Genomic DNA, 19,760 nt, shown 5'->3' with positions numbered 1-19,760 from the left:
AGCCTGTCGGCAGAGAATCAACGCGTTACGGGGCGCATGGGGTCCTCCCTGCCTGAATCGGACCCTGAGGTGCAAGGGCAGCAGCGGCGAAAGGTACGCTGATTCCCAGATTACGGCCATTTCCGGTATTTTTCGGGTGTTTTATCCCCGCCCGGCGCTGAATCCGCGCTTCAGCCGCATGACGTAGCCGATGACTTCGGCGACCGCATGATAGTGCTCGGTCGGGATTTCCTGGTCGATGTCGACCGTGGCGTAGAGCGCCCGGGCCAGCGGAACGTTCTCCACGATCGGGATGTCGTGCTCGCGTGCGATCTCCCGGATCTTGAAGGCTAGGTTGTCGACGCCCTTGGCGACGCAGATCGGGGCCGACATGCCCCGCTCGTAGGAGAGCGCCACCGAATAGTGGGTCGGGTTGGTGATGATCACCGAGGCCTTGGGAACCGCCGCCATCATGCGCTTCTTGGCGCGCTGCTGCCGCAACTGCCTGATCTTGCCCTTGATGTGCGGGTCACCTTCGGATTGCTTGAATTCTTCCTTGATCTCCTGAAGCGACATCTTCTGCCGCTGGAACCAGCTTCGGTACTGGAAGAAGTAATCGGCGATGGCGACGATCGCGAGCGCCGCGACCACCGCTCCGAGCAGATGAATGGTCATGCTGGTTGTCGCGCCGAGCATGCCGGCCGGATCGAGCCGGACCATCGCCTCCATGCGGTGCCGCTCCGGCCACAGGATCATGGTCATGACCGCGCCGAGCAAGACCAGCTTGCCGACGCCTTTGAGAAAATTGGCGGCCGCCTGCTTGCCGAAGATGCGCTTGAAGCCGGCGCCGGGCGAAATCTTGTTGAATTTGGGTTTCAGGGATTCGGCCGACCACACCAGGCGGTGCTGGAGCATGTTGCCGGCAATCGCCGCCAGCATCAGCATCAGGAGGGGCACGCCGACGGCCGCGAGCACGACGAATTCGATCTGCTGCATCAGCGCGAGCAGAGCCTTGCCGTCGGTCTTGATCATCCAGGAATTGGCGAGCAGGTTGCGCATCGGCGTCAGCAGCCCGCTGCCGACCGAGCCCGAGAAGGTCGAGACCACGAGCGTGCCGCCCGCCATCATGAACCAGGTGTTGATCTCCTGGCTCTTGGCGACGTCGCCGCGTTCGAGCGCATCGTCCAGGCGCTTTTGCGTCGGGTCTTCTGTTTGACTTTCGGGATCGTTGTCTTCCGCCACGTAGCGCCCCCGTCACTTGAGCGGCATCATCTGGTGCATGACACCGATGAAATAATCGAGAAAAGTGCCCATCATCGCGGTCAGCACCACGGCGAGCACCAGGAAGCCCGCGAAGATCGACAGCGGCACGCCGACGAAATAGACCTGCATCTGCGGCATCAACCGCGCCAGCACGCCGAGCCCGATGTTGAAGACGAGGCCGAACACCAGGAACGGTCCCGAGAGTTGCAGGCCCAGGCGGAACGCGGCGGTGAAGGCGCGCGTCGCCAGCGAGGCGACATCGCCGCTCGATACGGTCTCGCCCGGCGAGAAGATCGTATAGCTGTCGTTCAGCGCGGCGATCACCAGATGGTGGCTGTCGGTGGCAAACAGCAACGTCACGCCGAGAATGGTCAGGAAGTTGCCGACCAGCACGCCCTGCTGCCCCTGCGTCGGATCGACCGAGGTGACGAAGCCGAGCCCCATCTGCTGCGCGATCACGGATCCCGCGACCTGGAGCGCCGACAGCGTCACGCGCGCGGTCGCGCCCAGCACGATACCGATCGCGATCTCATGCAGCATCAGCACCAGCAGCGGCGCCAGCGAGCCCATGTCGACGTGGTAGGCGTTGCGATGCAGCGGCAGGATGATCAGCGTGAGCATCAGCGCGATCGACAGCTTTATCCGCGTCGGGATGTTGGTCTCGCCCAGCCCTGGCAGCAGCATCACCATCGCGCCGACCCGGGCGAAGGCGAGCATGAAGGAAGCGGCGAGCGCCGGCAGCAGCGAGACGTCGATGCGCATAATTCACGCATCTTGCCTCAGCCGCCGATGATTCGCGACGATATACGCATCATGTGGGCGTGGAGCGAGTCGGCCATGAACGGCAGCGCCAGCAGCATCGTGGCGAAGATGGCCAGGATCTTCGGCACGTAGATCAGCGTCTGCTCCTGGATCTGCGTCAGCGCCTGGAACAGCGACACGATGACGCCGACCACGAGGCCGACCACCATCAGCGGGGAGGACACGATCACGATGGTCCAGATCGCATCGCGTGCGACGTCGAGGGTCTCGGGTCCGGTCATTTGCAGAATTCCTACTCTGAATTGTTTTTCGTCATTCCGGGGCTCGCGCAGCGAGAGCCCGGAATCCATACTCCCGATCGTGATTATGGATTCCGGGCTCGCGACTTCGTCGCGCCCCGGAATGACAACCTCGTCAGATCGGCATCTTCATGATGTCTTCATACGCCGCGATCACGCGATCGCGGACCGAGACCAGCGTTGATACCGCGACGTCGGTGTCCGCGACCGCCGTCACCACGTCCATCACGTTGGCCTTGCCGGCGGCCATCGCCACCGTCTGCGCATCGGATTTGCGGCCGGACTCCATGACGCTGCCGACGGCGTCCTTCAGCAGCGAAGCAAAGGATTGCCCGGTCGGCTCGCTGCCCTTGCCGGCGCCGCCGTTCTCAAGCACGCGGGCAAGGTTGGCATAGGCGTTCGCGGCGATTGTCGGTGATGCCATGACTTAAGATGTCCTGTTCAGCTCTTGAGGATGTCGAGCGTGCGCTGGATCATCCGGCGCGTCGCACTGATGATGTTGAGATTGGCCTCGTAGGACCGCTGCGCATCGCGCATGTCGGTTATCTCGACCACCGAGTTCACGTTGGGATATTTGACGTTGCCGCTCGCATCCGCGGCCGGATTGTTCGGCTCGTATTTGACGCGGAAGTCGGACTGGTCGGGCTTGATCCTGCCGAGAGTAACGACCTGCGCGTCCAGCGTGCGGTCGAGCGCGGAGGAGAAGGTCGGAACCTTGCGCCGATAGGGATCGCCGCCGGCGGTCTGGGCCGTCGAGTCGGCATTGGCGATGTTTTCCGAGATCACCCGCATGCGCCCGGCCTGCGCGCGCAGGCCGGAGGTGGCGATCGCCATCGAGCGGGCAAAGTCGCTGCTGTCATTCGCCATGATGCGCCTCTAGCTCTCCTGGTTGCGGGATCACGCCTAGGCCTTGCCGATCGCGGTCTTGAGCAGGCGCAGGCTCTTGGAATAGAGCGAGGTCGCCGCCGCGTAGTCCATCTGGTTGCTGGCGGCCTTCATCATCTCCTCCTCGAGATTGACGGCGTTGCCCGCAGGACGGGTCTCGAAGCCGGCGTTCTTGTCCTGGTCGAATGCGGAGGCGGCGCCTGATGGCGTCATGTGCGAGGCGCTGGTACGGGTCAGGGCCAGCGGCCCCATGGCCCCCGTGACGGCGCCGGTCCTGTCGAACTTCGGCTCGACCAGGTCGCGCGGCCGGAATTTGGGCGTGTCGGAATTGGAGACGTTCTCGGACAGGACGCGCTGGCGCTCCTGGTGCCACTGCATCTTGGTGCGAAGCGCCGACAGCACCGGGAGGTCGTTGATGGACATCGTCGCGGCTCCTTCCGCCACCCTTGCGGACCCGAGGTCCGAAGCTAGGCAGAATTTGCCGCCTGTATGGTTAACAGCTGGTTAAGAGCGCTCTCGAAGCATGTCGGCGGGCGAGACACGATTTTCGCGCGCCCGTGATTCTACGCCTCGAAAAGTGGCATTAACCCAATCGTTTGGCGGAGCGTGCACAGGCCAAGAAGTCGTTTTGGATCGGGCGATTCATGGGTTATTAAGAGTTGGGGACGGCAAAACTTGCCGTGGAACGTTAAGAAATCGCAGCTTGGGGCATCGTACGCCGGTGGTTGGCAAAGCTGACCATGGGTACGAGAAAAGCGCCATTTGTCGGGGACAAGTATGCAAGGCAGCCCTATCACCTTCATCGTCGCGTTCATCGCCGTTCTGGCGTTGATCGGCGTCGCTGCATGGCTGGTTCGCCGATTCGGCAGCAGCCGGCTGGGCGCCAACACCCAGCGCGGCAGGATGCCCCGGCTCGCCGTGATCGACGCCGCCGCGGTCGACGGCCGGCGCCGTCTGGTGTTGGTCCGGCGCGACAATGTCGAGCACCTCCTGATGATCGGCGGCCCCACCGACATCGTCGTCGAGCCCAATATCGTTCGCGCCGCGCCGAGCCGCGACCAGCTCCCGCAGCGTCCCAACGCCGCCGAGCCGCCGCGCCTCGCCCCCATGCCCGACCTCACCGGTTGGGCCGACGAGGCGCCGCGACCGGAACTGCTCGATCATCCCGAGCCGCAGATGCCCGAGCCCCCGCCGCGGCCCGCCCGCCCATCCTTCGCCGACGAGGTGCGCCGTCCTGCTCCTGCGCTGGCCGAACGTCGCGGCGAACCGCCCCTGGGAGGCTTTACACCCGAGCCGATCGCGCCGCGTCCCGAGCGCGAACCACGGCCCGAGCCCCTGCCGCCGCGCATCGCCCGCGGCGAACCGCCGCTGATGCCGCGTCCGCCGCGCCAGAGTGAGCCGGTGAAGATGCCGCCGATGCGCCCCGAGCGCGCCGCGGCGCCCCCGCCGCCTCCGCCTGTGCCGCAGGCTGCGCCCGTTCCGCCGCCGGCACCGGCCCCTGTGCCCTCGAGCGCCGAGCAGAATCTCGCCGAAATGGCGCAGCGGCTAGAGGCTGCCCTGCGCCGCCCGGCCGGCGAAACGGTCGCGCCTCCGGTTGCGCCGGAGCCGCCGGCCGCGCCCCCGCGTGCCGCCCGCAGCGAGCCGCCGGCGCCACCCGCCCCGGCCGCGAAGCCGGCCGCGGAGAAGACCAGTTTTGAAAATCTCGAAGACGAGATGGCCTCCCTGCTCGGCCGTCCGAAGCCGTCTTCGTGAGGTTGTCGGCCCTCCCGCGTAGAGTTCTTTTCCTTTCTATCCTGATCGGCGCGGCCTCGCTCGCGATGCCGGCGCATGCCCAGGACATCAGCATCAATCTCGGCGGCGGCGCTGGCGGCGGCGGCGTCACCGAGCGCGCGATCCAGCTGATCGCGCTGCTCACGGTGCTGTCGATCGCGCCGTCGATCCTGATCATGATGACGTCGTTCACACGCATCGTGGTGGTGCTGTCGCTGCTGCGCACCGCGCTGGGCACCGCGACCGCCCCGCCGAACTCGGTAATCATCGCGCTCGCGATGTTCCTCACCTTCTTCGTGATGGGCCCGGTGCTGCAAAAGTCCTACGACGAAGGCATCCGCCCGCTTGTCGCCAACCAGATCGGCGTCGAGGATGCGCTCCAGCGCGCCTCCGTCCCCTTGCGCGGCTTCATGCAGAAGAACGTGCGCGAGAAGGACCTCAAGCTGTTCCTGGACCTGTCGGGCGAGCCCCCGCCGGCCACCCCCGACGAACTCGCCTTGCGCATCCTCGTTCCCGCCTTCATGATCTCCGAGCTGAAGCGCGCCTTCGAGATCGGCTTCCTGTTGTTTCTCCCCTTCCTGATCATCGACCTCGTCGTCGCCTCGGTGCTGATGTCGATGGGCATGATGATGCTGCCGCCGGCGACGATCTCGCTGCCGTTCAAGCTAATCTTCTTCGTGCTGGTCGACGGCTGGTCGCTGGTGGCGGGGAGCCTGGTGCAGAGTTACGGGGGGTAAGGCCCGGCCCGGCCCCACGTCGCCGCCGCATCCTCTCCGCCACCGGCAATTGCGCCCGCCCCCCTCCCCGTCATTGCGAGGAGCACTTGCGACGAAGCAATCCAGGCTGCCGCCGCGGAGAGACTCTGGATTGCTTCGGTGCGCTCGCAATGACGGAGAATGTCGAGCCGTCACGGGCCGCGCTTCGCGCGGCAACCAAACCCTACCGCGTCATCTTGATCTGCCGCACGACCGGGATCGTGGGCAGCGAGCCGGTGTGGTCGGACTCGTCCCTGGCCTGCGGCGCACGGGCGCTGGCGTCGGGGAAGCGCTGCTTCATCTCGCGCAGGAAGCCGTCCAGCGTATCGACGCTGGCAGCCAGCTTGGCGATCTCGGCGAATTCGGCGCTCGAGGCTGCGGCCGGCTTGCTGGCGATGTCGAAGGCGAGACGGTCGGCGCTCTCGCTCATCAGCGGCGCGTATTTCTCGCGGAAGCGCGACAGGCCGATCGAGTCGTCGGCGAGCGCATAGCCGACGGCGGCGCGGATGATGTCGCTCTTCTCGACCGCATTGAGCGGCTTGAAGTCGCGGAAACGCTCGCCGTAATAGAGTTCGATCTGCTCGGCGGACTCGCGCCAGCGCCGCGCCGCCCAGAAGATGTCGGAGCGAAGGCGGAGCACTTCGCGCCCGGAGACGTTGGAGACGATGTCGAGCGCGAGATCGTGGCGGCCGACGTCGCTCTGTGCGCGCGCTTCCAGGAGCAGGCGCTGCTGCCGGAGCTCGCCGGAGAGATCGCTGATGCGGCTCGCGCGCAGCGCGGTGATCGCCATGTCGGGCTTGCGGTTGGCGAGATAGATCATGGACAGGCGCGCGGCGACCTGGGCCCGTGCCGCGCCTTCAAGGCGATGATCGACCTGGTATTGCAGGAGCTCGGCGGCCTGGTCGAGCAGATCGATCGAGGCGAGACGGTCGGCGAGCCGGCGGATCAACTCGTCGCCGCGGCGGCCGATCGGCGTCAGCTCGCGGAACTCGTAGAACATCCCGAGCGCCTCGACCGGCGGCAGTTCGTCGCCCTTCGGCCCGAGGAATAGCTGCGTGAACAGCTCGGAGGCGAGATCCTGAGCCTGACGCGAAGCTTCGGCGTTCGGCTGAAGCCTCGTCGCGGTCCGCGCGGCGGTGAGCGCATCCCGGTAACGCCCGTTCTCGGCATACAGCTGCGACAGCATCTGGAGCGTCTTGACCTCGATCGTGTCGCCGCGCCAGGTCATCGACAACGTCTCGAGTTCGTGCAGCGCCTCTTCCTTGCCAATCTCGTCGCGCTTCTGACGCAGCGCGACCTCGAGCTGCTTGGCCTCCGCCGCAGCCGGCCGGTCGCTCGAGGCGACCGCGAACCTGTAGTCGTCCAGCGCATCCTTGTCGTGGCCGAGCGCCTCGGCGAGCCGGCCGCGCAGCACGGCGAAGCCGGGTGCAGCCTCAGGCGGGACACCGACCACCTCGAGCTCGCTGCGGCGCTTGGAGGCGCCGGCATAGTCCTTGACCTCGAGCGAGGCGCGCATCGCGTCCATCGTCACGATGCGCTGGATGTCGAGCGGCAGAGAGGCGATCGCGAATTCGACGTTCTTGAACTTCTCGCGCGCGTCCGCCCATTTGCCCTGGCGCGCATAGGCGAGCGCCTTCCAGAGCTGGGAATCGTGGCTGTTGCCGATCACGGGATTGGCGAGGTCCTTCAGGCCCTGCGCCGGCCGGCCGATCAGGATGCTCGCGATCGCATGCATGATCAGCGCACCACTCTCCTCCTTGTTGAGGGGATCGCTCAGCATCGCGTCGGTGACGGCCTTGGCTTCGTGATACATGGCGCGCGACATGTAGAACTGCGCGAGGTCGAGCCGCGGCAGCGAACGCAGTGCCGGTTCGACCGCCGAGATCGCCGTCATCAGCTCGCTCTGGCGCACCATGAAGTTTTCCGACTGGCCCTTGCGCCAGCCTTCGGGGCTGAAGATCGGGCGCACCGCGGTCGGCGCCCGCTCGGCCGAGATGTCGACCGGCGAGAGCGTCAAGCCCCCCTTCTTGCCGACAATCACCTTGTCGGAGCCGACCTCGACGCCGACCTCGTCGGAGTTGGGCCGGATCGCGATGCCGTGCGCGGATTCCAGGAGCGAGAGATCGACGAGATCCTGCCGCTTGATGAAGCCGCGCACCGGCCGCTGCGCGGTGACGACATAGAGCGTATCGCCGGCGTCGGGATCGGTGAGCTTGTGCAGAAGGCCCGGATTGGCGAAGGGGATCGCGATGTTGGCGAGTGCGGGATCGGTGATGTTGCGCGACATCATCAGCGGCAGCGGCGTCGCCTGGATCTTGTCGGCGAGCGTCAACAGCCAGTTGGTTTCCTTGCCGACCTCCTCGCTCGTCAGCGAATAGACCAGCGGACGGGTGAGACGGATGCGCACCGCCTGCCCCTTGTCGAGCGGGATGCGGCCGACCTCGCCGATCATGGCGCCGCCCTTGGTGCGGATCGCCTCGACATCGATCGGCTTCGGCGTATCGAACACCAGCCATACCGTGTCGCCGCGGCGGAACGCCGCCGCCGACGTTGCGACCTGAAGCGGGAACGTCACGCGCAATCCGTCGCTGTCGCGGCGCGCATCGACGCTGGCAACGGCGGGCTGCGCAGCCGGCGCCGCCTTGACAACTTCCTTGACCGGCTCTTTCGGCGCGTCGGCCGGCGCCGGCCTGGCAGGCGCCGCCGCGGCTTCGGGAGCGGGCGGCGGCTGCGCGGCTTCCTTGGGCACTTCCGGAGCGGGCGCAGCTTCGACCGCGGGAGCGGCTGCCGGTTTCGGCGCCTCGGTGGACGGCAGCACGGCGGGCGCTTCCGGCTTCACCTCGGGCTTGATGTCGATCTTGGCTTCGCGTGCGATCGTCTCGGAGGTCGGCGGCGCGATCTCGCTGCGGGGGTCCTTCGGCTTCTCGGCCGCCGGCTTTTGCGGCGCAGGCGCCGGTGCGTGACCGGCGGGCTTCATCTGTGCGATCGCCGCCTCGGGCGTCGCGGCCGCCTTGCCCTTGTCGGGCTGGAAGGCGACGTCGACGACGTAGTTCTTCTCGTCGCGGAACGAATGCACGTCCGAATCGCCGATCAGCGCGATCTCGACATTGGTCTGGTCGATGTCGGCCTTCTGCTTGATCGAGGCGACGTTCGGCGGCGCCGCGACGACCGCGTCCGCCAGATCGAAATTGAGGTTGGCGTTGAAGACGAGCGTGAGCTTCTGCTCGTTGAGCACGGAGGAGACGCCGACGCCGTCGGGCATCTCGAACACGAACCGCACGAAGGTCGGCTGCACCGAAGCACGCACGCGGATCTGCGGACGCTTCCTGGCCTCGGCCGCGGCGCGCTGGGCACGCAGCGCGCGCTCGGCCACGCGTGCGCGCTCGGCGAGTTCCTTGACCACGTCCATGGGCAGGCTCGGCGGCGGTCCCTTCCAGCCTTCGGGCAGCAGGTCGACGAAGGTGCGCTCGCCCGCGTTCATGGTGTTGACGGTGACGCGCCGCGCCAGCGACAGGCGGATCGCGCTCCCATCCGGGTCGCGGCGGGCGGAGTTGACGTAGTCGGGCGCACCTTCCGGGATCCGGTCGACCGGAACGTCGACGGGCCGGTCGAAGCGGATCACGAGGATGGAGCCTGCGGTCGTCACCTCGGAGGGAACGTCCTCGCCGAGCCTGATGACGAGACGGGCGAAGCCCCCGCCGGCGGAAAAACTCGCCTCGCCCCTGACCAGGTCGGCCGCCCGGACCGGGGCCGCAAGGCCAATCAGGAAACAGGCCGCCAGCAAGGGCGCTTTTCGGACATGACGCGACAATCCCCGCGCCACTGCGCGGGCTCGCGACACAAATCCAGCGGCAGCCTCTCGCGCCATTGGCGGCATTTCTTCCGGTTCGGCGGGCGTGCCGGCACTGGCGCCGGCCGTGCCGTCGAATCTAAGGTTTTCCCAATTAAGGACTTCTTAAGTATGAGCCCTCAATTCGGCTTTTGCGTCGGCTTGCCCTCGATCTTGGGAAGATCGCCGGCCGAGGCGGACTGATCGCCGCCGCCATTGGCGCGGCGGGCCATCTCGACCGTCAGCCGCTCGGCCGCCTCCGGCGACATCAATCCCATGATGTCCGACATTTTGCGAGGCGCGATGGCCGAGGCGATCTCGATCAGCACGCCCATCTCGAGCCGGTCGAACACCCGCGCGGCATCCTTGGGCTTCATCCCCTCATACATGGTCACGAGGCCCTTCATGCGCTGGGCTTCGGCGGCCTTCTGCTCGGCCTGCGTCGCGGAGATGCGGGTTTCCACCGCCTTCATCTCCTCGACCTTGTTCTCGATGCGCTTCTCGGCCGATTTCAGCAAGCTTTCGCGAATGTCGATCTCGCGCTGGCGGGCCTCGATCTCCTGCCGCCGCGCCTGCAACCGTTCCAGGATCGCACGTTCCGAGGCTGAGACCTGCGGCTGGGTTTCGTCGATCTTGACCGGGGTGCCGCCTTCCATCTTGGTCTCGGGCGCGGCGGGCTTGGGCGGCTCCTTCGGCGCGCCATGGGTCGATCCGGTGATGTCGGGGTCCTCGCCGCCGGGAAAATTCAGGTTCTCCTGCGCCCAGGATTTCCTGGCCTGGTTCGGCTTGTAGTCGAAGACGTAGCCGCCGTTGATGACGAGGCCGGCCACCTTCAGCGTGGCGAGGCCCGCGACGGCGACCAGGACGACCGGAATGACGCGGATGTTACGAAAGGACTTCATACCCAGGCTTTATGCGGCAAGGCCGTTGGTTCGCCGGCGCTCGGAGAAGGCTTCGGCCGCAGCCGCCACCGCCTTCGCCGTCGACGGCTTGGCCGCAGGCGCGGCAGCTGTTTCGGGGTTCGTCACGGGACGCGCGGCGATCGCGATCTTGGACAGGCGGCGCACCACGTTGTCGGCCTCGCCGAGCTGCCTGTAGAGCTGGTCCGACATCTGCGTCGCGGCGGCGAGCTGGCTGCCGAGGTTCTCGTTCACGTCGCGCACGGCGAGCTTCAGCCCGCCGATTGCGCGCTCGGCGATCTCGGTCGCGGTGATCAGCTCGCCGATGACCGCCTTCAGCGAATGCTCGTCCGCCTTCAGCCGCGTCAGCCGCTTGTTGAGCATGACGCAGTAGACGATCGTCAGCATCAGCAGGATAGCCACCAGCGTCTCGATCGCCATTCCCAGGGAGTGGTTCATGGGGCCTCCATCATCTTGTTCTGCTCGTCGACCTTCTCGAACATCGCAAGTGTCGTACTTGGCTTGCGCAAGGGTTTCGTCACGCGGATCGCGACGCGGTCGCCGACCCGGCCCATCCGCCCTTCGGTCAGCGTGACGTCGCCGCAGCGGACGGTGACGTTGGCGTCGGCGCGCATGTCCAGCGGCAGCGTGTCGCCGACCTTGAGCCGCATCAGCTGCTTGAGCGGAATGTCGGCCTCGTAGAGCACCGCATCGACGGCGATCTCGGCCTGCACGATCTCGGTGGCGAAATGGCCTTCCCAGACCGGGTCGCGGCCGAACTTTTCGCCCATGAACATCTGGAGCAGGACGCCCCGGATCGGCTCGATGGTCGCGTAGGGCAGCAGCAGCTCGATATTGCCGCCGCGGTCTTCCATGTCGATGCGCAGGCGGACCAGGATCGCTGCGTTGGCGGGACGGCTGATCGCGGCGAAACGCGGATTGGTCTCGAGCCGGTCGATCGTGAAGGTCACCGGCGACAGCGGCCGGAACGCCTGCTCGGCATCGGCGAGCACCACCTCGACCAGCCGCTTGACCAGCTCGGTCTCGATCGTGGTGTAGGGCCGGCCCTCGATGCGGAGCTGGCTGGTGCCGCGGCGGCCGCCGAGCAGCACGTCGATCATCGAATAGATCAGGTTGGAATCGACCGTCGCCATGCCGAAATTCTCCCACTCCTCGGCCTTGAAGACGGTGAGGACGGCGGGCAGCGGGATCGAGTTCATGTAGTCGCCGAAACGCACCGAGGTGATGCGGTCGAGCGAGACTTCGACGTTGTCGGAGGTGAAGTTGCGCAAGGACGTCGTCATCAGCCGCACCAGGCGGTCGAAGACGATTTCGAGCATGGGCAGACGCTCGTAGGAGACCATCGCAGAATCGATGATCGCGCGAATGCCGGAATGATCGTCGAGCGTGACGTCGCCGACGGTGAAGCCGAGGAGATTGTCGATCTCCTCCTGCGACAGCACCCGCTCGCCGGAGTTCTTGCCGGTGCCGAGATCGCGACTGCCGTCCTCGACCATGGCCGCCCATTGCAGGGCCATGGTCTCCGACAGCTCGTTCTCGGCGGCAGCCTTTGCGGCCTCGGCGGGATCCTCGGAATCGAGCGAGGCCTCCCACTGGGCGGCAATTGCATCCTGGTCGACCTGGTCGTTGCCCGCCATGATCCCTAGCCCGTCATGCTCACTGGACCACGACTTCCTTGAACAGCACCGCGCTGACCTGGATCGGGGCGACCGCCGCGTTGACGCGCTTGGTCAGCTCCTCCTTGAGGCGGAAGATGCCGGCGGAGCCGTTGAGGTCGGAAGGGCGCAGCTCGCGCACATAGGTCTGGAAGATGTCGGTGACGCGCGGCATCGTCGGCTTGATCGCCTCGATCTGCTTCTCTTCCTTCAGCTCCAGCACGATCTTCAGCCGCAGATATTGCACGCGCTCGCCGGGCGAGCCGGCGAGGTTGACCATGAGGTCGGGGACGTCGACGAAGGCCGGCGGCTTCGGCGGCGGCGCCGCCTCGGCATGGTGCTCGCCCTCGCCGTGACGGAAGAAGAAGAACCAGGTCGCCGCACCGCCGCCGAGGACGGCGAGCAGACCGACGGCCATGATGATGAGCTTGAGCTTGTTCTTCGGCGGAGCGGCTTCCGCGCCGTCGGCGGCTGCGCCGCCTTCCTCATTCTCTGCCATGGTTGCCGCGCTCGTTCATTTCTCAAAGGGGTCGAAAGAGCGAAGCCTCCTGGCAGACAGTGACGCGATACAAATGCCCCAGCGCAATGCGCTCCTCTGATGCGCAAACGCTACGGTAATAATGGTTAACGGAACCTTTCGATTGGGCCTCCGCTAGGAAAAATCTGCCGGGCAGACATGGCTAACAGAACCTTTCTGCCGCCCTTCCGCACCTCTCAAAAATCAGCAACCATTTGAATTTTCGAAGTTTTTCGAGTTGGCACGGCTTTCGCTGAGAGAGGACCGAGACCTCACGGTTTGGGAGAACCCGAGGTCTCGTTCACGGGATCCGCCAAGGCGCTTGGGAGAGCGAAATGGCAGATCTCACTCAGGGGAGATTTCCGATGCAGAACGCGCTTCTGATCGGCTTGTCACGGCAGATGACGTTGGAACGGCAGATGGACGTCATCGCCAACAACGTCGCCAATGCCAACACCAACGGCTTCAAGGCCGACCATTCGCTGTTCGAGGAGTATCTCAACTCGAACGCACGTCATGACAATTTCATCGGTCGCGACCGCCGGATCTCCTATGTGCAGGATCGCGGCACCTTCCGCGACGTCGGCCAGGGGCCGATGGAGCCGACCAACAATCCGCTCGACATCGCGATCAACGGCAACGCCTATTTCGCGGTGCAGGCCAATGGCGGCGAGCTCTATACCCGCGACGGCAAGTTCTCGCTCAACAGCACCGGCCAGCTCGTCACCGCGAGCGGCGATCTCGTGCTCGGCAATGCCGGCCCGATTACCTTCCAGCCGACCGACCACGACATCAATGTCGCGCCAGACGGCACCGTCACGGTGCTCGAGGGGACGGCGCGGACCGACTCGATCCGCGGCAAGATCCGCATGGTGTCGTTCGACGATCCGGCCAAGCTGACCAAGCTCGGCGGCAATCTCTATGGCGCCGGCTCGGCCAACCAGCAGGCCGACACCAAGTCCACCTTGCAGCAGGGTTACATCGAGAAGTCGAACGTGAATGCGGTCGGCGAGATGACCCGCATGGTCGAGGTGATGCGCAGCTACACCGCGATCGCCAGCCTGCTCCAGCAGCAGAGCGACCTCCACAAATCGGCGATCGACAAGCTCGCCGACGTTCCGGCCTGATTGAAGGAGAACTGACATGCAGGCGCTTCACACCGCTGCGACCGGAATGGCGGCACAGGAACTCAACGTTCAGGTGATCTCCAACAACATCGCCAACCTGCGCACCACCGGTTTCAAGAAGCAGACCGCGGCATTCCAGGACTTGATCTATGAGCACGTCCGCCGCGTTGGCGCCCAGTCGTCCGACCAGGGAACCATCCTGCCGGTCGGCGTCGACATCGGCGGCGGCGTCAAGACCGTCGGCACACCGCGCAGCATGACGCAGGGAACGCTGTCGCAGACCGGCAACGACCTCGATCTCGCGATCTCGGGCGACGGCTTCTTCAAGATCCTGATGCCCGACGGCACCTACCAGTACACCCGCGACGGCACCTTCCAGATGGACAATCAGGGCCGCGTCGTCACCGCGCAGGGCAACCCGGTGCAGCCGACCATCACCATTCCGAACAACGCCTCGGGGATCTCGGTCAGCGAGCAGGGCCAGGTCTCGGTGACGCTGCCGGGTTCGTCGACCTCGTCGATCATCGGCCAGATCGGCGTCACGCGCTTCATCAACAAGGCGGGCCTTCAGCCCGTCGGCAACAACCAGTTCATCGAGACCCCCTCGTCCGGCGCGCCGCAGGACGGCACGGCCAACTCCGAGGGTTACGGCAAGATCACGCAGGGCAGCCTGGAGCAGGCCAATATCGACGTCGTCTCGGAGATGAGCGACCTGATCGCCGCGCAGCGCGCCTACGAGATGAACGCCAAGGTCATCAGCGCAGCCGACCAGATGATGCAGTCGACCACGGCGCTGTTCCGCTGAGGTGATGACGATGATCCGCACCACGCTCGCCTCGATCTCGACCCTTCTGCTGCTGGCATTGCCGGCAGTGGCCGCCGACGAATTCATCGCCTCGCCGGCGCTGCGCGCCAGCGTCACCGTCACGGCGGACGTGGTGCGGATCGGCGATCTCATCGAGAACGCAGGATCCGCCGCGCTGATCCCGGTCTACCGCTCGCCCGATCTCGGCACCACCGGCACGCTGACGGTCGGCCAGGTGCTCGCGGTGCTGCGGGCAAAACAGGTGATCGGCGTCACGACCGGCGACATCAAGGAGGTCCAGGTCACCCGCCTCGCCCGCACGCTCGCGAGCAAGGACATCCAGGACGCGGTCACCGCTGCGCTCGAGCGCCGCTTCGGCCTCGGAGAAGCCGCCAACATCACCGTCACGTTCGACCGCGGCGTCGCCGAGATGCGGCTCGATGCCTCCAACACCGGCGCGCTCGAGCCGGTCGCAACCCGCTACGACGCCCGCAGCGGCCGTTTCGACGTCGCCTTCGAGATTGCCAACGACAGCAACTCTGCGCCGACCAAGCTGCGCTTCACCGGCACCGCGATCGAGACCGTGGAAGTGGCCGTGCTGACCCGCGACATCGACCGCGCCGAGCTTCTGAAATCCTCCGACGTCTCGCTGGAGCGCCGGCCGAAGGCCGAGGTCACCGGGCAACCGGCCGCGCGCGACCGCAGCATCGGCATGCAGCTGCGCCGGGCGATGCGCGCGGGCACGCCGCTCCGCGTCGCCGACATCGTCAAGCCCGACTTCGTGCTGCGCGATCAGGCCGTCACCATCATCTACCAGGTGCCCGGCCTCTATCTCACCACGCGCGGCAAGGCGATCGAGAACGGCGCCGAGGGCGACACGGTCAGCGTGCTCAATCTGCAATCCAAGCGCACGCTGACCGGCGTCGTTACCGGTCGTGGCCAGGTGACGGTCCAGGGTGGAAGTCAATCCGCGCCGATGGCGCCGGCCGTCGAGCAGACCTCGTCGATCAAGCGTGACGACGTGCCGCCGGCCGCAGCCCTGGCGCACAACCTGATCCAGACACCTGCGTCTGCAGCCCAGATCGCCCAAGCACAGATTCCGCAGTCCCCGATCCCGCAAGCTCGTCTCCCGCAAGCTCCAGCCAAGTCAGAGTAAGTCATGTCCAGGTTCAGTTCGGCTTTCCGCCTTCGTCGCATCGCGATCTCTGCCCTGCTGCTGGCAACTTGTGCCCTGGCGAGCGGCTGCTCATCGATCGACCGCCTGTCGCAGATCGGCGAGCAGCCGAAACTGTCCGCGATCGACAATCCGACGACGCAGCCCGGCTACAAGCCGGTGCAGATGCCGATGCCGAAGCCGGAAGTTGCCTCCTACAATCCGAACTCGCTGTGGCGCAACGGCAGCCGCGCGTTCTTCAAGGACCAGCGCGCCCGCCAGGTCGGCGACCTCCTGACCGTGACCGTGAACATCACGGACAAGGCCAACATCGAGAACGACACCTCGCGCAGCCGCACCAACAAGGAAGATTCCGGAATCACCGACTTCATCGGCTCCCAAACCATCACCCAGCCCAACAAGATCCTGCCCGGCCGTATCCTGACCGCCGACTCGACCTCGTCCAGCGAGGGCAAGGGCAGCGTCGACCGCAAGGAAGCCCTGCAAACCAACGTCGCCGCCGTGGTGACCCAGGTGCTGCCGAACGGCAACCTGGTCGTCGAAGGCAAGCAGGAGATTCGCGTCAACTTCGAGATCCGCGAGCTGATCGTGGCCGGCATCGTGCGCCCCGAGGACATCCAGAGCGACAACACCATCGACTCCACCAAGATCGCCCAGGCCCGCATCGCCTATGGCGGCCGCGGCCAGATCACCGACGTGCAGCAGCCGCGCTACGGCCAGCAGGTCATGGACGTGCTGCTGCCCTTCTAAGCCTCTTCAAGAGCTCCCACATCGTGTTCGCGAACCTAGGCGCGAACGACGGTGTACGACGCGGCCTCCGGTAGCTCCCCTGCCGGAGGCCGCATCTATTTTGAGGGGTGTGCCATAGCGGCCGCGAGTCAGTGTGCACCATTGCAGCGAGATCGCTGCTCAACCACTGTCATTGCGAGCGAAGCGAAGCAATCCAGACTGCCGCCGCGGAACGATTCTGGATTGCGTCGTCGCGAAGGGCTCCTCGCAATGACGGCGGAGAGGGCGTGTATTCCTCACGCTGCATCCGCGACGGCGCGTATCTCCAGACGCACGCCGGTCTCCTTCTGAAGCGCGTGGATCACCGCCATCAGGTTCTCGGTCGTCGGATTGCCGCGCGGTCCGAACATCCGCATCAGACTTTTCGGCGGACGCTCCAGCACCTCGCTGAGCCGATCGAATCCGATAGTGGCATTGATGTAGGTCCGCAGCGCCGTCCGACCGTAGTCGACGTCCCCCTGCAACAGGCCCTGCATCGCCTCCAGGAACAGCGCTTCGCGAAAGGCGGGATCGCGCTCTGCCCGCGCGCGAATGGTCTCTTGAAAACTATGGGTCAATGGCATCCGCCTATCCCTCACTCCGCTTGCGCGCTTTGTAGTCGCGCCACCGGCGCAGCGCGACACTGATATCGGTTTGCTGCTTCTGCTTGGTGCCGCCCCCCAGCAGGATCACCAGCAAGCTGCCGTCCCATCCGAAGTAGACCCGGTAACCGGGACCACGATTGATCTTCAATTCAGCGGCGCCCTCGCCGATCGGCTTCACGTTCGAGGTGTTTCCATCGGCGAGCCGTCCAATTGCAACGGAAACGGCAGCGGCCGCCTGCGCGTCGAGCCCGTCATGCCAATCCCGAAACGGGCTGCGGTCGCCGATCCGATACTCCGCTATCTCAATCTTTGGTACCATATTCGTTACCAATTTTCAATTCCAGAATTTCGGATTTTATAAATTTCTGTTGACAGGCTCCGACCATTATGTTCTCGTTTCGTTCCACAAGAGGGCGTATCGCGATCGTCACGAAACGAGGGATGGAATGCGGTGGCCGCGACGGCGTCGGCGCGCGATGGTGGTTGCAGGGCGGGAAACCGTGAGCAGCGATCGGCGCGATACGACACGGCGTTGAACAGCGTCTTCGCATGGCCTCGACGGCGAGCGCACGCCAGCCGTGGAGGGCCCAGCGAGGGTGTGCGCGGACGGAGAAGTCGTGTGGTCCTGACGCCCGGGGTCTGTGCGTCAAGTCTTGCGGTGATGTGGCGGCCAACCGGTGCGCAGATCAGTCAGCCGCAAGGCGACGGGGGCAATAGTGCATCGCTCCCCGAGGAGCGAATGCATGCATCCACCTTGTCCTTGGCCACATCAATCCCGACGACAACGCGACTGTTTTGTGCCATCATCCACTCCCTTCCTTGCTCGGTTCGGGCTCGAAGCCCATGCAACTGTTCGGGTTGAGGAAGACACGTCGAATCCGTTCCACGCTCCCCGACAGGCTCTAGGCCTTTGAGCACGAACGGGCTCGGATCCAGCGACGGGCGGTTGGTCAGAACCGCCCGTTGTCACATCCTGGCAGATTTTGCGGACACAAGAGCACGAAGGACACCGTTAAAACCATCGCGCAGGGAAGGCCGGGATGTCCCGGCATCACCTGTCGTCCACCCCGTGCGCGTTCTCCAGCACACGCGGGACTTCGGGTGCCAGCCGGCGCCCGGCCTTCCCTGCGCCTTCTTGATTTTCAGGAGGGCGAAGCGATTGCAAAACTCGGGCGAAAGACGCCGCGAGCATGCGAAGGCGTGTCCGCTTTTGCGAGTTAGGTTGATGAAGCGAAGTCGTGCCTCACACTCCGTCATTGCGAGCGAAGCGACGCAATCCAGAATCTTTTCGCGGCGGCAGTCTGAATGGCTTCGCTGCGCTAGGAAGAAACTGCTGGTTGTTTAGGGTCAGGCCGCCTCCGCGATGTGCTGGAGTTGGACGGTGAAGCCGAGCTTTTTGAGGCGCGCGACCAAGCGGCTTGCCTTGACCTCGGTGGGCCGACGGTCGAAGTAGGCGGCGCCGAGGTCGTGGTGCTCGGTGCCGTTTTTGAGGATGTGGTAGATGGCGGTGAGGAGCGAGGCGGCGACAGCGCAGATGGCTTTTTGAGGTCCGCGTCTGGCCTGCAAGCGGAAGAACTGCGCTCGGTAGTAACTGTTCTTTGAGCGCTTGGCGGCCCAAGCACATTGAACGAGCATCGTCTTGAGCCACGGCGCCCCCTTGCGCAGGCGCGAGGACTTGCGCTTGCCGGCGCTCTCGTTCTGCCCGGGGCACAGGCCGGCCCAGGCAACGAGATGGCCGGCAGTCTCGAAGCGGCTCATATCGGCGCCGATCTCGGATAAAATTGCCGGCGCTGCCACCGCGCTGATCCCGGGGACCGTGGTCAACAATCCGATCAAGTGGCGAAAGGGGATCTTGCCACCGCCTGCCTCCGCTTCCATGCCCTCGATCCGCTGAGCGATTTCGACATCAAGCTTGCGGATCGTCTCATCCAGACCATCGCGTTGCTTCAGGTGAAGCGCGAGCAGAAAGCGATGGTGATCCGTCAGGCGCCCGTGCAACGCATCGTAAAGCTCCTTCGGCGACGCCTTGAGCTGCTTGCCGGCAAGCTCGGCCAGCTTGTTCGGCTGCCGGACGCCGTCGATCATCGCCTGGATGATCCGCCGGCCGCTCGCGCCCATGATGTCGGAGATCACCGAGCCGAGCTTGATGTTGGCTTCCGCCAGCGTCTTGTCGATCCGCTGCACGTGCCGCGCCTGCTCGCGCACCAGTTGCTTGCGCGTTCGCGTCAGCGCGCGCAGCTCCTGTACCTTCTCCTCGGGAATGAAGCTGCCTTTGATCAGCCCGCAGGCCAACAGATCGGCGATCCACATCGCATCGTTCATGTCGGTCTTGCGTCCCGGCACATTCTTGATATGCGCCGCATTGGCGACGATCAATTCAAAGGCGCCTTCGCCCAGGATCCGGAACACCGGCATCCAGTAGACGCCCGTCGCCTCCACCGCCACATGCGTGCACCGGCTTTCTTCCAGCCACCTTCTCAGCTCCACGAGCGGGTCCGTCGTGGCCGCAAAAGTCCGGCACTCCCGCTGCGCCTTGCCATCGACCATGATCCGCACGCAGGCCACGACCGTGTCCCTGTGTACATCCAGCCCCGCCACCCGCTCATACAAAATATCCATGCTCCTCTCCTCAACAGTTAGCGCCGGC

General features: G+C 65.3%; 20 protein-coding genes. 6 read left to right on the top strand and 14 right to left on the bottom strand.

Translation table 11 applies throughout. From position 1 onward, the window contains the following. Positions 1-141 precede the first annotated feature (141 nt). The 6 genes from flhB to flgB all read right to left on the bottom strand — a co-directional run bounded on the left by flhB (position 142) and on the right by flgB (position 3,611). Positions 142-1,221: a flagellar biosynthesis protein FlhB gene (gene flhB / locus IVB23_RS34685; RefSeq protein ID WP_028180902.1), complete on the bottom strand. Its 1,080-nt coding sequence runs from the start codon at positions 1,219-1,221 to the stop codon at positions 142-144. 12 nt (positions 1,222-1,233) lie between these two features. Next, positions 1,234-2,004: a flagellar biosynthetic protein FliR gene (gene fliR, locus IVB23_RS34680; protein WP_028180903.1), complete on the bottom strand. Its 771-nt coding sequence runs from the start codon at positions 2,002-2,004 to the stop codon at positions 1,234-1,236. Between the two features lie 17 nt (positions 2,005-2,021). Next, the gene (fliQ, locus tag IVB23_RS34675) at positions 2,022-2,285 is read right to left on the bottom strand and encodes a flagellar biosynthesis protein FliQ (protein ID WP_028180904.1); all 264 of its coding nucleotides are present in this window, start codon (positions 2,283-2,285) and stop codon (positions 2,022-2,024) included. 133 nt (positions 2,286-2,418) lie between these two features. Then, on the bottom strand, positions 2,419-2,727 hold the full coding sequence (gene fliE / locus IVB23_RS34670) for a flagellar hook-basal body complex protein FliE (protein WP_028180905.1): 309 nt from the start codon (positions 2,725-2,727) through the stop codon (positions 2,419-2,421). A 17-nt stretch (positions 2,728-2,744) separates the two neighbouring features. After that, positions 2,745-3,170 carry a flagellar basal body rod protein FlgC gene (gene flgC, locus IVB23_RS34665; protein ID WP_028180906.1) on the bottom strand — a complete coding sequence of 142 codons (426 nt, stop codon included), beginning with the start codon at positions 3,168-3,170 and terminating at the stop codon, positions 2,745-2,747. A gap of 36 nt (positions 3,171-3,206) precedes the next feature. Continuing rightward, entirely contained in the window at positions 3,207-3,611 is a 405-nt protein-coding gene (gene flgB / locus IVB23_RS34660) for a flagellar basal body rod protein FlgB (RefSeq protein ID WP_197967293.1), read from the bottom strand. A gap of 354 nt (positions 3,612-3,965) precedes the next feature. Here flgB and IVB23_RS34655 point away from each other — a divergent pair, with 354 nt between their 5' ends. Both IVB23_RS34655 and fliP read left to right on the top strand, forming a co-directional pair. Then, positions 3,966-4,940, top strand: a complete 975-nt coding sequence (locus IVB23_RS34655) for a flagellar biosynthetic protein FliO (RefSeq protein ID WP_247801501.1) — start codon at positions 3,966-3,968, stop codon at positions 4,938-4,940. Continuing rightward, positions 4,937-5,695 (top strand): flagellar type III secretion system pore protein FliP, encoded by a 759-nt coding sequence (gene fliP / locus IVB23_RS34650; RefSeq protein ID WP_061883023.1) that lies wholly within the window; start codon positions 4,937-4,939, stop codon positions 5,693-5,695. The genes IVB23_RS34655 and fliP overlap by 4 nt, the downstream gene beginning before the upstream one ends. A 202-nt stretch (positions 5,696-5,897) precedes the next feature. Here fliP and IVB23_RS34645 read toward each other — a convergent pair whose 3' ends face one another. The 5 genes from IVB23_RS34645 to fliL form a co-directional block, all read right to left on the bottom strand. Next, complete coding sequence (locus IVB23_RS34645) at positions 5,898-9,581, bottom strand: tetratricopeptide repeat protein (protein WP_247801500.1); 3,684 nt, start codon at positions 9,579-9,581, stop codon at positions 5,898-5,900. Between the two features lie 101 nt (positions 9,582-9,682). Beyond that, positions 9,683-10,444: a flagellar protein FlbB gene (locus tag IVB23_RS34640; RefSeq protein WP_247801499.1), complete on the bottom strand. Its 762-nt coding sequence runs from the start codon at positions 10,442-10,444 to the stop codon at positions 9,683-9,685. 9 nt (positions 10,445-10,453) lie between these two features. Continuing rightward, positions 10,454-10,900, bottom strand: a complete 447-nt coding sequence (locus tag IVB23_RS34635; RefSeq protein WP_247801498.1) for a DUF6468 domain-containing protein — start codon at positions 10,898-10,900, stop codon at positions 10,454-10,456. Beyond that, positions 10,897-12,099 (bottom strand): flagellar motor switch protein FliM, encoded by a 1,203-nt coding sequence (gene fliM, locus IVB23_RS34630; RefSeq protein WP_061883026.1) that lies wholly within the window; start codon positions 12,097-12,099, stop codon positions 10,897-10,899. The genes IVB23_RS34635 and fliM overlap by 4 nt, the downstream gene beginning before the upstream one ends. Before the next feature lie 19 nt (positions 12,100-12,118). After that, the gene (gene fliL / locus IVB23_RS34625; protein ID WP_131874774.1) at positions 12,119-12,616 is read right to left on the bottom strand and encodes a flagellar basal body-associated protein FliL; all 498 of its coding nucleotides are present in this window, start codon (positions 12,614-12,616) and stop codon (positions 12,119-12,121) included. A 383-nt stretch (positions 12,617-12,999) separates the two neighbouring features. Here fliL and flgF point away from each other — a divergent pair, with 383 nt between their 5' ends. From flgF to flgH, 4 genes are read left to right on the top strand one after another with little or no spacing between them, the layout of a single operon-like run. Then, complete coding sequence (gene flgF, locus IVB23_RS34620) at positions 13,000-13,761, top strand: flagellar basal-body rod protein FlgF (protein ID WP_247805013.1); 762 nt, start codon at positions 13,000-13,002, stop codon at positions 13,759-13,761. A gap of 16 nt (positions 13,762-13,777) precedes the next feature. Further along, a complete protein-coding gene (gene flgG / locus IVB23_RS34615; RefSeq protein ID WP_028182232.1) occupies positions 13,778-14,566 on the top strand; it encodes a flagellar basal-body rod protein FlgG in 789 nt (262 codons plus the stop codon). 10 nt (positions 14,567-14,576) lie between these two features. Then, positions 14,577-15,722 carry a flagellar basal body P-ring formation chaperone FlgA gene (gene flgA / locus IVB23_RS34610; RefSeq protein ID WP_247801497.1) on the top strand — a complete coding sequence of 382 codons (1,146 nt, stop codon included), beginning with the start codon at positions 14,577-14,579 and terminating at the stop codon, positions 15,720-15,722. A 3-nt stretch (positions 15,723-15,725) separates the two neighbouring features. Beyond that, positions 15,726-16,490 carry a flagellar basal body L-ring protein FlgH gene (gene flgH / locus IVB23_RS34605; RefSeq protein WP_197967287.1) on the top strand — a complete coding sequence of 255 codons (765 nt, stop codon included), beginning with the start codon at positions 15,726-15,728 and terminating at the stop codon, positions 16,488-16,490. 275 nt (positions 16,491-16,765) lie between these two features. Here flgH and IVB23_RS34600 read toward each other — a convergent pair whose 3' ends face one another. The 3 genes from IVB23_RS34600 to IVB23_RS34590 form a co-directional block, all read right to left on the bottom strand. Then, a complete protein-coding gene (locus tag IVB23_RS34600) occupies positions 16,766-17,092 on the bottom strand; it encodes a transcriptional regulator (protein WP_247801496.1) in 327 nt (108 codons plus the stop codon). A gap of 4 nt (positions 17,093-17,096) precedes the next feature. Then, positions 17,097-17,420 carry a type II toxin-antitoxin system RelE/ParE family toxin gene (locus IVB23_RS34595; protein WP_247805012.1) on the bottom strand — a complete coding sequence of 108 codons (324 nt, stop codon included), beginning with the start codon at positions 17,418-17,420 and terminating at the stop codon, positions 17,097-17,099. 1,040 nt (positions 17,421-18,460) lie between these two features. After that, positions 18,461-19,732 (bottom strand): IS110 family transposase, encoded by a 1,272-nt coding sequence (locus IVB23_RS34590; RefSeq protein ID WP_247799878.1) that lies wholly within the window; start codon positions 19,730-19,732, stop codon positions 18,461-18,463. Positions 19,733-19,760: the final 28 nt, after the last annotated feature.

It is taken from the genome of Bradyrhizobium sp. 191, assembly GCF_023100985.1.
Taxonomy (GTDB): domain Bacteria; phylum Pseudomonadota; class Alphaproteobacteria; order Rhizobiales; family Xanthobacteraceae; genus Bradyrhizobium; species Bradyrhizobium diversitatis.
This window is presented reverse-complemented; position numbering and strand designations above follow the sequence as displayed.

What these genes read in the sequence shown, in the direction of transcription:
- fliR (WP_028180903.1), bottom strand. Translation starts at nt 2,004, where the DNA reads ATGCGCATCGACGTCTCGCTGCTGCCGGCGCTCGCCGCTTCCTTCATG.
- fliQ (WP_028180904.1), bottom strand. Translation starts at nt 2,285, where the DNA reads ATGACCGGACCCGAGACCCTCGACGTCGCACGCGATGCGATCTGGACC.
- fliE (WP_028180905.1), bottom strand. Translation starts at nt 2,727, where the DNA reads ATGGCATCACCGACAATCGCCGCGAACGCCTATGCCAACCTTGCCCGC.
- flgC (WP_028180906.1), bottom strand. Translation starts at nt 3,170, where the DNA reads ATGGCGAATGACAGCAGCGACTTTGCCCGCTCGATGGCGATCGCCACC.
- flgB (WP_197967293.1), bottom strand. Translation starts at nt 3,611, where the DNA reads ATGTCCATCAACGACCTCCCGGTGCTGTCGGCGCTTCGCACCAAGATG.
- IVB23_RS34655 (WP_247801501.1), top strand. Translation starts at nt 3,966, where the DNA reads ATGCAAGGCAGCCCTATCACCTTCATCGTCGCGTTCATCGCCGTTCTG.
- IVB23_RS34645 (WP_247801500.1), bottom strand. Translation starts at nt 9,581, where the DNA reads ATGGCGCGAGAGGCTGCCGCTGGATTTGTGTCGCGAGCCCGCGCAGTG.
- IVB23_RS34640 (WP_247801499.1), bottom strand. Translation starts at nt 10,444, where the DNA reads ATGAAGTCCTTTCGTAACATCCGCGTCATTCCGGTCGTCCTGGTCGCC.
- IVB23_RS34635 (WP_247801498.1), bottom strand. Translation starts at nt 10,900, where the DNA reads ATGAACCACTCCCTGGGAATGGCGATCGAGACGCTGGTGGCTATCCTG.
- fliM (WP_061883026.1), bottom strand. Translation starts at nt 12,099, where the DNA reads ATGGCGGGCAACGACCAGGTCGACCAGGATGCAATTGCCGCCCAGTGG.
- fliL (WP_131874774.1), bottom strand. Translation starts at nt 12,616, where the DNA reads ATGGCAGAGAATGAGGAAGGCGGCGCAGCCGCCGACGGCGCGGAAGCC.
- flgF (WP_247805013.1), top strand. Translation starts at nt 13,000, where the DNA reads ATGCAGAACGCGCTTCTGATCGGCTTGTCACGGCAGATGACGTTGGAA.
- flgG (WP_028182232.1), top strand. Translation starts at nt 13,778, where the DNA reads ATGCAGGCGCTTCACACCGCTGCGACCGGAATGGCGGCACAGGAACTC.
- flgA (WP_247801497.1), top strand. Translation starts at nt 14,577, where the DNA reads ATGATCCGCACCACGCTCGCCTCGATCTCGACCCTTCTGCTGCTGGCA.
- flgH (WP_197967287.1), top strand. Translation starts at nt 15,726, where the DNA reads ATGTCCAGGTTCAGTTCGGCTTTCCGCCTTCGTCGCATCGCGATCTCT.
- IVB23_RS34600 (WP_247801496.1), bottom strand. Translation starts at nt 17,092, where the DNA reads ATGCCATTGACCCATAGTTTTCAAGAGACCATTCGCGCGCGGGCAGAG.
- IVB23_RS34590 (WP_247799878.1), bottom strand. Translation starts at nt 19,732, where the DNA reads ATGGATATTTTGTATGAGCGGGTGGCGGGGCTGGATGTACACAGGGAC.